The sequence below is a fragment of the Phreatobacter stygius genome, from assembly GCF_005144885.1.
Taxonomy (GTDB): Bacteria; Pseudomonadota; Alphaproteobacteria; order Rhizobiales; family Phreatobacteraceae; genus Phreatobacter; species Phreatobacter stygius.
The window spans coordinates 1,754,127-1,766,056 of sequence record NZ_CP039690.1 but is presented as its reverse complement, the minus strand read 5'-3'; the positions used below and the strand labels follow the sequence as shown (position 1 = coordinate 1,766,056).

Annotated in this window: 12 protein-coding genes and 1 pseudogene; 3 read left to right on the top strand and 10 right to left on the bottom strand. The window is 66.3% G+C overall.

Features of this window, described 5'->3' with window-relative positions:
* The first annotated feature begins 54 nt into the window (after window positions 1-54).
* Window positions 55-624 carry a hypothetical protein gene (locus tag E8M01_RS08040; protein ID WP_170181830.1) on the top strand — a complete coding sequence of 190 codons (570 nt, stop codon included), beginning with the start codon at window positions 55-57 and terminating at the stop codon, window positions 622-624.
* On the opposite strand, the gene E8M01_RS08035 is transcribed toward E8M01_RS08040, so the two are convergent.
* The 7 genes and pseudogenes from E8M01_RS08035 to E8M01_RS08005 form a co-directional block, all read right to left on the bottom strand.
* Window positions 537-1,427, bottom strand: coding sequence for a sugar kinase (locus tag E8M01_RS08035; RefSeq protein ID WP_136959655.1), 891 nt, complete (start codon window positions 1,425-1,427; stop codon window positions 537-539). The two genes, E8M01_RS08040 and E8M01_RS08035, sit on opposite strands and share 88 nt — an antisense overlap.
* Window positions 1,428-1,524: 97 nt before the next feature.
* Window positions 1,525-1,866 carry a cupin domain-containing protein gene (locus E8M01_RS08030; RefSeq protein ID WP_136959654.1) on the bottom strand — a complete coding sequence of 114 codons (342 nt, stop codon included), beginning with the start codon at window positions 1,864-1,866 and terminating at the stop codon, window positions 1,525-1,527.
* 14 nt (window positions 1,867-1,880) lie between these two features.
* Window positions 1,881-2,638, bottom strand: a pseudogene (gene kduD, locus E8M01_RS08025) (2-dehydro-3-deoxy-D-gluconate 5-dehydrogenase KduD).
* Window positions 2,638-3,474: a 5-dehydro-4-deoxy-D-glucuronate isomerase gene (kduI, locus tag E8M01_RS08020; protein WP_136959653.1), complete on the bottom strand. Its 837-nt coding sequence runs from the start codon at window positions 3,472-3,474 to the stop codon at window positions 2,638-2,640. Before kduI ends, kduD begins: the two are co-directional and overlap by 1 nt.
* Window positions 3,475-3,502: 28 nt before the next feature.
* Window positions 3,503-4,783 carry a TRAP transporter large permease gene (locus E8M01_RS08015; RefSeq protein WP_136959652.1) on the bottom strand — a complete coding sequence of 427 codons (1,281 nt, stop codon included), beginning with the start codon at window positions 4,781-4,783 and terminating at the stop codon, window positions 3,503-3,505.
* A gap of 4 nt (window positions 4,784-4,787) precedes the next feature.
* Window positions 4,788-5,315 (bottom strand): TRAP transporter small permease, encoded by a 528-nt coding sequence (locus E8M01_RS08010; RefSeq protein WP_136959651.1) that lies wholly within the window; start codon window positions 5,313-5,315, stop codon window positions 4,788-4,790.
* A 65-nt stretch (window positions 5,316-5,380) separates the two neighbouring features.
* Window positions 5,381-6,373: a TRAP transporter substrate-binding protein gene (locus tag E8M01_RS08005; RefSeq protein ID WP_136959650.1), complete on the bottom strand. Its 993-nt coding sequence runs from the start codon at window positions 6,371-6,373 to the stop codon at window positions 5,381-5,383.
* Window positions 6,374-6,509: 136 nt separating this feature from the next.
* Here E8M01_RS08005 and E8M01_RS08000 point away from each other — a divergent pair, with 136 nt between their 5' ends.
* A complete protein-coding gene (locus tag E8M01_RS08000; RefSeq protein ID WP_246088638.1) occupies window positions 6,510-7,205 on the top strand; it encodes a GntR family transcriptional regulator in 696 nt (231 codons plus the stop codon).
* A 131-nt stretch (window positions 7,206-7,336) separates the two neighbouring features.
* Here E8M01_RS08000 and E8M01_RS07995 read toward each other — a convergent pair whose 3' ends face one another.
* From E8M01_RS07995 to E8M01_RS07985, 3 genes are read right to left on the bottom strand one after another with little or no spacing between them, the layout of a single operon-like run.
* Window positions 7,337-7,738 carry a (R)-mandelonitrile lyase gene (locus E8M01_RS07995; RefSeq protein WP_136959648.1) on the bottom strand — a complete coding sequence of 134 codons (402 nt, stop codon included), beginning with the start codon at window positions 7,736-7,738 and terminating at the stop codon, window positions 7,337-7,339.
* 30 nt (window positions 7,739-7,768) lie between these two features.
* The gene (locus E8M01_RS07990; RefSeq protein ID WP_136959647.1) at window positions 7,769-9,364 is read right to left on the bottom strand and encodes an MBL fold metallo-hydrolase; all 1,596 of its coding nucleotides are present in this window, start codon (window positions 9,362-9,364) and stop codon (window positions 7,769-7,771) included.
* Window positions 9,364-10,137, bottom strand: a complete 774-nt coding sequence (locus E8M01_RS07985; protein ID WP_136959646.1) for an LOG family protein — start codon at window positions 10,135-10,137, stop codon at window positions 9,364-9,366. Before E8M01_RS07985 ends, E8M01_RS07990 begins: the two co-directional genes overlap by 1 nt.
* Before the next feature lie 264 nt (window positions 10,138-10,401).
* Here E8M01_RS07985 and E8M01_RS07980 point away from each other — a divergent pair, with 264 nt between their 5' ends.
* Window positions 10,402-11,847, top strand: a complete 1,446-nt coding sequence (locus E8M01_RS07980) for an aldehyde dehydrogenase family protein (RefSeq protein WP_136959645.1) — start codon at window positions 10,402-10,404, stop codon at window positions 11,845-11,847.
* Window positions 11,848-11,930: the final 83 nt, after the last annotated feature.

The window sequence follows — 11,930 nt, the reverse complement described above, 5'->3', positions numbered from 1 at the left end:
GTTTTTCCGACGCGGCCTAGGGTCGCGACGACCGCAACAGGAGGAGATGTCCGCGTGATGAGCTGTGTCGACGGCAAGGCAGATCGACTGGCCACGTGGCTGGCGATCCTGATCGCGGCGGCAGCTCCCGCCGTGCCGGGGACGGCCCTGGCGCGTCCGGCCGACGATATCGCCGCGGCTCGCAGCTGGGGCATCCTCGGCACCTGGCGGCTCGACTGCAGGGCGCCACCGAGCCGGGATAATGGCAGCCTGACCTATGCGGTTCGCGGCGGCCGGCTGGTTCACCCCCGTGATTTCGGCAGCGAGCGTGACGAACTGGATGTCCTGTCGGGTCGGGTCCTGTCGAATGGCCGGTTCGAATTCGTCATCCAGCTGCCGCCCAGCGGCCAGCGCCGCCGATTCACCTTGACCAAGGGCGACGACGGCCGGATCCGGGTAATCGACAATGTCGTTGATGGAACCAGCGATTATTCGATCCGCGACGGCGCCTTTGTCACGACCGGCAAGCCAAGCCGCTGGCAGACCCGCTGCAACGATCAGGTGGGTTCGAATTCCGCCCGGACCTTGGCGATGTCGGCCAAGGTCGGCAGGCTCGCCTCATTGCCGAGCTTCTGGACCGAATGAGCTGATGCCGCGCGGGCGAAGCGGAAATGCTCGTCCCAGCCAGCCTCGGGATGCGCCAGGTAGGAGGTCAGATAGGCGCCGTGGAAGATGTCGCCGGCGCCGTTGGTGTCGATCACCCGGCTGGCCGGGACGCGCAGCGCCGGCATCTCGCGTTTCTCCGCCTTCTCGTCGATCCAGATCAGACCGCGCTCGCCGAGCGTCACCGCGCCGATCCGGCAGCCGCGCGCATGCAGATAGGTCAGCATTTCCGTCGGCGTCAGTTCCATCTGCTCGCACAGCCGCTCGGCGACCACGGCGATATCGATGAATTCGAGCAGGTCGTGGGTGTTCGAGCGCAGGCCGCCGCCGTCGAGTGACGTCGGGATGCCGGCCTCCCGGCAAGCCCGGGCATAGGCAATGGCGGCATCCGGCTGGTGGCCATCGAGATGCAGGATGCGGCAGCCGGCGAGGTTGAGGGTCGGGAAGGGGTGCAGGTAGTCGTCATCGCGGGCCCGCAGGATGGCGCGCTTGCCATTGTTGGGGATGACGAAGGACAGCGAGGAGCGCTTCACCGGGCGCGGATGGATGAACACGCCATAACGCACCGCCATGTCGGAGAACATGCGGCCGAGCCAGTCATGCGCCAGCGAGGTGAGCAGGTCGGGTGACACGCCGAGCTTGGCGGCGGCAAAGGCGGCGGTCACCGCATTGCCGCCGAACGACACCGCATAATCCTTGGCAACGGCCTTGTCGTCGCCGGTCGGAATGGCGTCGGCGACCAGTGTCACGTCGATATAGGTCTGTCCGATGAAGAGCGCTTCCACGGTTCCTCTCGCTGCCGGTCGACAAAGTCAGATGCGAGAGTGGCCGAGATGAGGCGGATGTCCAGGGCGGCGCGCCCAAGGCTGCCTTGCGCGGGCCTCAGCCGGCGAAATCCGCGCGCATCGGCGCGAAAGTGTCGACCAGTTCGCCGGCCTCCAGGCACAGCGCGGAATGAACCACGTCGGTCGGCACGATGAAGCTGTCCCCGGCGGTCAGGATGCGCTTGGCGCCGCCGATGGTCATCTCGAACCGGCCGCTGGCCACCAGCGTGCACTGGATATGCGGGTGGTGGTGCGCGGCGCCCACCGCGCCGGTCTCGAAGACCACGCGCACCAGCATGACGGAGGCGTCGTAGCACAGGACCTTGCGTCTGACGCCGCCGCCGAGGTCCTGCCACGGCACGTCGGCGTCGTGCAGATAGATGTCGCTGCCCTGGGTCATGTCGGGCCTCCGGATCAGCGCGCGAGCCAGCCGCCGTCGACGGCGAGCACGGTGCCATGGACATAACTTGCCGCATCGGAGGCGAGGAACACGGCGGCGCCGCCGAGCTCGCCGGGCTCGCCCCATTTGCCGGCGGGAATGCGCGCCAGGATGGCGGCGTTGCGCTCCGGATCGGCGCGCAGGGCGGCAGTGTTGTTGGTGACGAAATAGCCCGGCGCGATGGCATTCACGTTGATGCCCTTCGGGGCCCATTCACAGGCCAGAAGCCGGGTGAGACCCGCCAGTCCGCTCTTGGAGGCAGTGTAGGACGGTATTCTGATGCCCCCTGAAACGACAGCATGGAGGCTATGTTGATGATCCGCCCGCGGCGCCGGTCGGCGACCATGCGGCGGGCCACCGCCTGGCTGAGAAAGAACACCGACTTCAGATTGAGGTTCATCACGTCGTCCCAGTCGGCCTCGGTGAAATCGAGCGCGTCGGCGCGCCGGATGATGCCGGCATTGTTGACCAGGATGTCGATCGGCCCGGCATTCATCGACGCCTCGGCCACCACCGGCTCGAGCACGTCGATCCGCGAAAGATCGGCCTGGATCGCCAGGAAACGCCTGCCGAGCGCGGTCACCGCCGTCTCGGCCATGGCCGAGCGGCCGACGGCGACGATGTCGGCGCCGGCGACGGCAAGAGCAATGGCGATCGCCTGGCCGAGGCCGGTATTGGCGCCGGTGACCAGGGCGCGGCGGCCAGCGAGCGAAAAATTGACCGGGTTGGTCATCACCTGAGCTCCGCCATCGGCACCATGTCCATGTCGGCGAAATCCTGGTTGTCGCCGCCCATCGCCCAGATGAACGAATAAGCCGACGTGCCGCAACCGGAATGGATCGACCAGCCCGGCGACAGGATCGCCTGTTCGTTGGCAACGACGAGATGGCGGGTCTCGGCCGGCTCGCCCATCATGTGGAACACCCGGGCGTCCGCCGAGAGATCGAAATAGAGATAGGCCTCGCAACGCCGGTCGTGGACGTGGCTCGGCATGGTATTCCAGATATTGCCTGACTTCAGTGTGGTCAGGCCCATGACCAGCTGGCAGGAGGCAACCCGGCCGGGAATGATATATTGGCGCAGCGTCCGGCTATTGGCCTGTTCCTGGCTGCCGAGCTCGACCGCATTGGCGTCACTCTCGCGCACCAGCACGGTCCGGTGGCGGGCATGGGCCGGCGTGCTCAGGAGATAGAACCGGGCCGGGTTCGCCGGGTCGGTGCTCTCGAAGGTCACCTCCCTGGTGCCCATGGCGACATAAAGCATGTCGCGCCGCGCCACTCTGAAGGCCTCGCCGTCGCAGCTGATGCGGCCGGGACCGCCGATATTGCAGATGCCCAGCTCGCGCCGCTCCAGGAAGGTCTCGGTGCCGATCGCCCTGGCCGCCTGAAGCGTCAGCGGCGTCCTGACCGGTGTCGCGCCGCCGACCACCAGGCGGTCGACATGCCAATAGGTCAGTTTGACCTCGCCCGGCTGGAACAGGCTTTCGATCAGGAAGTGCCGGCGCAGCGCCGCGGTGTCGTAGCCGGCAGCGGCTTCCGGGTGTGAGGCTTGACGAATGTCGATGGTCATCGAAATCCCCGATGCGGTGAGACTGAAATCAGCGGAACAGATTGGGCAGCCAGAGCGAGAAGGCCGGCACATAGGTGATCAACAGCAGCACGGCGACGGAAGCGCCGTAGAACGGCCAGATCGTCCGCATGCTCTCGGCAATCGTCACCTTGCCGATGGCGCAGGCGACGAACTGCACCGAGCCGACCGGCGGCGTGTTCAGCCCGATACCGGCATTGAGGATCAGGATCACGCCGAAATGGATCGGGTCGACGCCGAAGGCCTTCACGACAGGCAGGAAGATCGGCGTGCAAATGATGATCATCGGCGCCATGTCCATGAAGGTGCCGAGCACCAGCAGCACGATGTTGATCAGGAGCAGAATGACGACCGGATTGTCGGAGAGCTGGCGCATGAAGGCGATGGTCGCCGCCGGCACCTGCAGGAAGGCCATCAGCCAGCCGAAGGCGCCGGCCGTGCCGATGACCAGCAGCACCATGGCGGTGGTGCGCACCGCGCCGAGCGTCGCATCGACGAACTCGTTCCAGTCGAGCTGGCGATAGACCACCAGCGTCAGGAGCAGCGCATAGAGCACCGCGATGCAGGAGCTCTCGGTCGCGGTGAACACGCCGGAGCGGACGCCGCCGAAGATGATGCCGATCAACAGGAGGCCGGGAACCGCGACGACGAAACCGCGGGCGATCGCCATGCCGCCGGGAAAGGGTTCGGCCGGATAACCGCGCCGGACCGCGACGATATAGGCGGTGATCATCAGGGCGAGCGCCAGCAGCAAGGCCGGCACGATGCCGGCGGTGAACAGGTCGGCGATCGAGATATTGCCGCCGGCGGCGAGCGAATAGATGATCATGTTGTGCGAGGGCGGCACCAAGAGCGCAATGATCGCGGCATTGGCCGTGACGTTCACCGCGTAGTCCTTGTCGTAGCCGCGCTTGGCCATTTGCGGGATCATGATGCCGCCGATCGCCGAGGCATCGGCCACCGCCGAGCCGGAAATGCCGCCGAAAAAGATCGAGGCCAGCACGTTGACCTGGCCGAGCCCGCCGCGGAGATGGCCGACGAGCGTCGCCGCGAAGGCAATGAGGCGGTCGGCGATGCCGCCGCGCATCATCAGGTCGCCGGCATAGATGAAGAAGGGGATGGTCAGCATGGCGAAGGCGTTCATGCCGGAATTGATCTGCTGGAACACCACCATCGCCGGCAGGCCCATATAGACGACGGTGGCCAGCGAGGCGATGCCGAGGCAGAACGAGACGGGCGTGCCGATCAGCAGAAGGCCGCCGAAGACGCCGAAGAGTATCCAGAGTTCCACGGCGTCAGATCTCCACTTTGGGGGCTTCGACCGCCTTGATGGCGGCGTCGGGGTCGGCGATGACGCGCACGAGCTTTTCGAACGAGAACAGGGCGATCAGCAGCCCGCCGCCGGCCAGCGGCATGTAGTCGACGCCCTGCGGCAGGTTGATGCCGGGCATCTTGGCGGCCCAGGTCTCGACGGTCAGTTCGTAGCCGTACCAGGCCATGAACAGGCCGAAGAAGACGATCAGCAGATTGGTCGTCTGGATCAGCACGATCTTCAGCACCGGCGGCGCGTAATGCAGGCCGATCTCGAAACCCATATGGGTGCCGTCGCGCACGCCGACCGCCGAGCCGAGCAGGATGAACCAGCTCATCAGCAGGAGCGCCGCCGGTTCGGTCCAGCTCGGCGATGAATTGAGCACGTAGCGGCCGAAGATCTGCCAGGCGACAAAGACGGTCATGACCAGGAGGCCGAGGCCCGAGATCCAGAGCGCCAGTCGTGAAATCGGTGCAAGCACGCGCGCAAGGACGGCTGCGGTGTGACGCATGAAAGCCTCGTTCGAAGCGATGAGGTGAAAATGGGCCGGCGCGCCGGGCGCCGGCCCGCTCCGGGTCAGGCTAAGGTGACCGCCTGGATCTTGGCGACCATGGCCTTCAGGGCCGCGTCCTTCACATATTTCTCGTAGATCGGCCTCATCGCGTCGATGAAGGCCTGTTTCTCGACCGGATTGACCTGGGCGCCGCGGCCGCGGACGGTGGCCTCCGAGCTCTTCTCGCGGGCTTCCCAGAGCTCGCGCATTTTCGCGACCGATTCCCTGGCTGCCGCGCGGACGATGTCGCGATCGCCGGCTGAGAGCCTGTCGAACGAGCGCTTCGACATGACCAGCACTTCCGGCGACATCGAATGCTCGGTCAGCGAGTAGAATTTCGCCACCTCGAAATGGCGGGTCGATTCAAAGCTCGGCCAGTTGTTCTCGGCGCCGTCGATGACGCCGGTCTGCAGGCTGGTATAGACCTCGCCGAACGGCATCGGCGTGGCATTGGCACCGAGCGCGTTGACCAGGTCGATGAACATGTCGGACTGCTGGACGCGGATCTTCATGCCCTTCATGTCGGCCAGCGTCGCGATCGGTCGCTTGGAATTGTAGAACGAGCGCGCGCCTGAATCGTAAAACGCCAGGCCGACCAGGCCATGGGCCGAGAAGGCATTCAGGATGCCGTCGCCGATCTCGCCATCCATCACCTTGCGCATATGCGCCACCGAGCGGAACAGGAACGGCAGCGAGGGCACATTGGTCTCGGCGATCAGATTGTTGAACGGCGCCATGTTGATGCGGTTCATGTCGATGACGCCGAAACGGGTCTGCTCGATGGTGTCCTTTTCGCCGCCGAGCTGGGCTGAGTGGAACACGTTGATCTTGATCCGGCCGCCGGTGCGCTGCTCGATCAGGCTGCCCATGAACTTGACCGCTTCGATGGTCGGATAGCCATCGGGATGGATGTCGGTCGAGCGCAGCGTCACGGTCTGGGCGAAGGCCCGGCCTGTGACGGCGGGGGTTGCAAGAAGGGCGGCGGCGGTGGACACGAGTGTCCGGCGTGACAGCATGGTTTCCTCCCGGGTGAGACCTCAAGTTCCCTTCTGGGGTTGGGGAACGTGCAAAGCGGCCGCCCGGTTTTATGGCTTCCGCTTCGGCGGATATCCTAGTATGCACTTGTATGGAAGTTCAAGCCCAGGACCCATGATGCTCGATCTCGCAAACCTTCAATCCGGTTCGGCCCGCGCGGTCGAAAGCGCTGCAGCCCGGATCGAACGCGAATTGCGGACCCAGATCATCGATCTGACCATCAAGCCGGGCGAACGGCTGTCGGAAACCGAAATCGGCGACCGCTTCCATGTCTCGCGCCAGCCGGTGCGCGAGGCCTTCATCGCGCTGATGCGCGCCGGCCTGCTCGACGTCCAGCCGCAGCGCGGCACCATCGTGGTGAAACTGTCGGTGCGCCGCATGCTCGACGCACGCTTCATCCGCGAGGCGCTCGAGCTGGCGATCGTCCGGCGGGCCTGCGAGCGGTTCGATCCGCATTACCGGGATCGGGCAAGCGCGCTGATCGAGGCGCAGGCGAGGGCGGTCGAGGCCGACGATCACCGGACTTTCCAGAAGCTCGACACGCTGTTCCATGTGACGCTCGCCGAAGGTGCCGGCTGCCTTGCGGCGTGGGGCGCCATCGAACAGCAGAAAGCCCATATGGATCGGGTCTGCGCGCTCACCCTGCACAGCGCCGGCACGATGGGCCCGCTGGTCGAACAGCACCGGGCGATCCTGGCCGCGGTCGAGGCCGGCGATGCCGAGGCGGCGGTCGCGGCGATGACCCATCACCTCAACGAAATCCTCCGGGCGGTGGCCGGCATCGAGCTGCAATTCGCCGATTTGTTCGAGTGAGGCGGGGGCTCGACACGGGGCTCGGCTAACGGCCCGGGGCAAAGAGAAAGCACTGATGAATCAATCCTCTCCCTTTGGGAGAGGGTCGTTCGGTCGGCGGTTTCTATCCCCAACGGCCCATCGTCGCCACCTCATCCCTCGATCGCGTATTGCTCCTCCGACACCTGCTCCAGCCAATCCACCGTCTTGCCGTCCAGCCCCTCCTGGATGGCGATATGGGTCATCGCCGTCGTCGGCGCCGCGCCGTGCCAGTGTTTCTCGCCCGGCGGAAACCAGATGACATCGCCGGGGCGGATCTCCTGGATCGGTCCGTCCCAGACCTGCGCCCGGCCGCAGCCGGAGGTGACGATCAGGGTCTGGCCGAGCGGATGGCTATGCCACGCGGTTCTTGCGCCCGGTTCGAAGGTGACGTTGAGGGCGCGGACCCTGGCCGGGGCGGGGGCTTCGATGATGGGGTCCTGTCGCACGCTGCCGGTAAAATAATCGCTCGACGGCTTGGTCGAGGGGCGGGATCCAGACCGCTTGATCTCCATCTTCGTCTCCTTCGGGTTGGGACAACCGTTTCAATCCTCGCCGGCCAGCGCCCGTTTCAGCCGCCGCAGGATGACGCCGCGGGCGCGATCGTCGGCCGCCTTGTCGAGGGCCGCGCGCAGGTCGAGCACGAAGGCGGCGCTGTCATTGTGCCAGTCGGGACCGGCGACGCGCTCCGGCTCGATCCGGCGCGCCGGCGCCGGCAGGATGCGCGCCTGGCCGGCGGTGATCTCGATGGTGTCGTCGAGATGCGGCACCATGACCTGGTCGGGCGCGACGATCGTTTCGCCAACCGTCGGCGCGAAAGCGGCCAGCGCCCGTTCCTCGGCATGAACCAGCACGACGCCTGAGCGGACCGGCTTGCGCGCGGCCAGCCAGTCCAGCACTTCGCCGCGGTCGGCATGGCCGGAATAGGCATCGATCATCCGGACCGTCGCCTGGACCTTGACCGCGTCGCCATGGATCTGGACGGTGCGGGCGCCGTCCAGGATGATCCGGCCGAGCGTGCCCTCGGCCTGGTAGCCGACCATCAGCACGGTGGTCGACGGCCGCCAGAGATGGTTCTTCAGGTGATGCCGGATACGGCCGGCATCACACATGCCGCTGGCCGCGATGATGATGTGGAAGCCGCGCAGGCGCTCGAGCGAGCGGCTCTGGTCGGCCGATTCCGTGAAGCGCACCTGCGGCGCATTGGCCAGGCGCTCGAGCCCGCCATTGTCCTCCAGTTCGCCGGCATGGGCCTGGAAGATCTCGGTGGCTTTGATGGCCAGTGGCGAGTCGACGAAGATCGGCGCCTCCGGCACCTCGCCCTGTTCCATGGCGGCGAGCAGGTCGGCCAGGATCTCCTGGGTGCGCTCGACCGCGAAACAGGGGATCAGCAGCGGCCCGCCGCGCTTGGCCGCGGCATTGACTTCGGCTGCCAGAACCGCGCGCCGGCCGCTGACCGATGTCGCCGGCCGGTCGCGGTCGCCATAGGTTGCCTCGCAGACGATCAGGTCGAGATCGACGGGGCCGTTCGGATCGGGGTGGAACAGCTTGGCGTCGGGCCCGAGGTCGCCGGACATCAGCACCCGGACCGGGGCCGCGGCGGCGTCGGCAGCGGCAAATTCGAGCTCGATCGAGGCGGAGCCCAGAATATGGCCGGCATTCCACCAGCGGGCGCGGATGCCGTCGCCGAGCGGCAGCCATTTGCCATAGGTTACGGAGCGGAACTGGTCGAGGCAGGCGACTGCGTCGGCGGCGGTATAGATCGGCTCGACCTTGGGCTCGCCCCGGCGGCTCTTGCGCCGGTTGAGCTGCTCGACCTCCATTTCCTGGATATGGCCCGAATCCGGCAGCATGATCGAGCAGAGGTCGACGGTCGAGCGGGTGGCGTGGATCGGGCCGCGATAGCCGGCCTTGGTCAGTTTCGGCAGAAGCCCGGCATGGTCGATATGGGCATGGGTCAACAGCACGGCGTGGAGATCGGCCGGGCGGAACGGGAAGGTCCGGTAGTTCAGCGCCTTGAGCGTCTTGGAACCCTGGAACATGCCGCAATCGACCAGGATGCGGCGGCCATTGGCCTCGAACAGATAAGACGAGCCGGTAACCACCCGGGCGGCGCCCAGCACATGCAAGCGGATCGACATCAACGGGTTCCCTTCGGTGGCGGCGCGATGCCGTCGGCCTCGGCGATCAGGTCCCAGATCGCCTGGGGCGTATCGGCGAAGCGCACGAGATCGAGCTCGGTCCGGGTGATCATTCCAGCCTCGACAATGGCGTCGAAATTGATCACCGAGCGCCAATAGTGCTCATCGAACAGCACCACTGGAATGACATGCATCTTGGTGGTCTGCATCAGCGCCAGCACCTCGAACAGCTCGTCGAACGTGCCGAAACCACCGGGAAACACCACCAGGGCGTTGGCGCGCATGGCAAGGTGCATTTTGCGCATGGCGAAATAGTGGAACAGGAAGGTCAGATCGGGGGTCGAATAGGCGTTCGGCCCCTGTTCCTGCGGCAGGCGGATGTTGAAGCCGATGGACGGCGCGCCGGCATCCGCCGCGCCCCGGTTGGCCGCCTCCATCAGGCCGGGGCCGCCGCCGGTGGCGATGACGTTGTCGCGGCCGCCCTGGTTTGCCCTCAGCGCGCCGCCATTCTCCGAGGCGAGCCGGCCAAACTCGCGGGCCGCCGCATACCAGGCGGCGTGCCGGCCGGGGCCGTCCTCGCGCACCCGGGCGCTGCCGAACACGACAATGGTCGAGCGCACCGCCCAGCGGCGCAAGGTCTGCTCGGCTTTTTCATATTCGAGCAGGAAACGGACGCCGCGCTGCGGCTCGGCCAGCAGGAAGTCCTGGTCGAGGGCGGGCAGCACATAGGAGGGGGAAGCGAGCTGAGCGGCATTGTCGGCGGGGTCATGCATATCGGGATCTCGGTCGGGCGATCGGCAGGTGATGCTAGACCCGCCCGCGGCCGCGGTCGACTGAGGCCGAGGCAACGGGAGCCTCGCTTGCCTTGCCGGCGACCCTGCCATGCGGGCGGCGGTCTCTGGTTTCACGGCGCGGAATGTGCAAACCATGCCGGCCCATCAGGGCTTTGGTCGTGCGGACTGGCACCCAGGCCCGACCACAGGCCGCGATCCGGTATCCCCTCACCGGGTCGGCACACTCTTGAGAGAGGCGACGCCATGACCACAGTGTTCCGCAATTTCATCGCCGGCGAATTCGTCGCTGTCGAAAAGGCCTCGCCCAACCTCAATCCGTCCAACACCAAGGATGTGGTCGGTGAATATGCCCAGGGCTCGGTCGAGGATCTGAAGGCGGCGGTTGCCGCCGCCAAGGCCGCGTTTCCGGCCTGGAGCCGGTCGACCCCGCAGGAGCGCTACGAGGTTCTGAAGAAGGCCTCGGACGAGGTGCTGGCGCGCAAGGAAGAGCTCGGCAAGCTGTTGTCGCGGGAAGAGGGCAAGACCTTGCCCGAGGGCATTGGCGAGGCGACCCGCGCCGGCCAGATTCTGGCCTTTTTTGCCGGCGAGACGCTGAGGCTCAACGGCGAGCTGGTCAATTCGGTGCGTCCGGGCGTCGGTATCGAGGTCACCCGCGAGCCGGTCGGCGTGATCGGCCTGATCACGCCCTGGAACTTCCCGATCGCCATCCCCGCCTGGAAGCTGGCGCCGGCGCTGGCCTATGGCAATACCGTGGTGATCAAGCCGGCCGACCTGGTGCCGGGCTCGGCCTGGGCGCTGGTCGACATCCTCAACCGCGCCGGCCTGCCCAAGGGCGTGCTCAACATCGTCATGGGCCGGGGCTCGGTGGTCGGCCAGGCCATGCTGGAGCACCCTGACGTCGCGGCGATCTCGTTCACCGGCTCGGTCTCGACCGGCCGGCGGGTGGCGGCGGCCTGCGTCGCCTCGACCCCGATGAAGAAGGTGCAGCTCGAAATGGGCGGCAAGAACCCGCTGGTCGTGCTCGACGATGCCGATCTCGGCGTCGCGGTCGAAGTCGCCGCCAACGGCTCGTTCTTCTCCACCGGCCAGCGCTGCACGGCGTCTTCGCGCCTGATCGTCACCGAGGGCATTCACGATCGTTTCGTCGATGCCCTGACCGAGCGGATGAAGGGCCTGGTGGTCGACGATGCCTTGAAGGCCGGTACCCATATCGGCCCGGTGGTCGATGAGAGCCAGCTCGGCCAGGACGAGAAATATATCGCCATCGGCCGCGACGAGGGCGCCAAGCTGCATTGGGGCGGCGAGCGGCTGAACCGCGACACGCCCGGCTTCTTCCTGCAGCCGGCGCTGTTCACCGGCGTCTCCAACTCCATGCGCATTGCCCGCGAGGAGATCTTCGGGCCGGTGGCGGCGGTGCTGAGGGTGAAGAACTATGACGAGGCGCTGGCGGTGGCCAACGATACCGACTTCGGCCTCGCCTCGGGCATCTGCACCACGTCGCTGAAATATGCGACCCATTACAAGCGCAACTCGGATGCCGGCATGGTGATGGTCAACCTGCCGACCGCGGGCGTCGACTATCACGTGCCGTTCGGCGGCCGGAAGGGCTCGAGCTACGGCCCGCGCGAGCAGGGCGCCTATGCCCGCGAATTCTACACCACGGTGAAGACCAGCTACACGCTCGCCTGATCATCGACGATGGCGCTCCGGGCTCGATCGGGCTCGGAGCGCCTATATTTCTTGGAGTGTTGGTTTCGGATTGAATCGGTGTG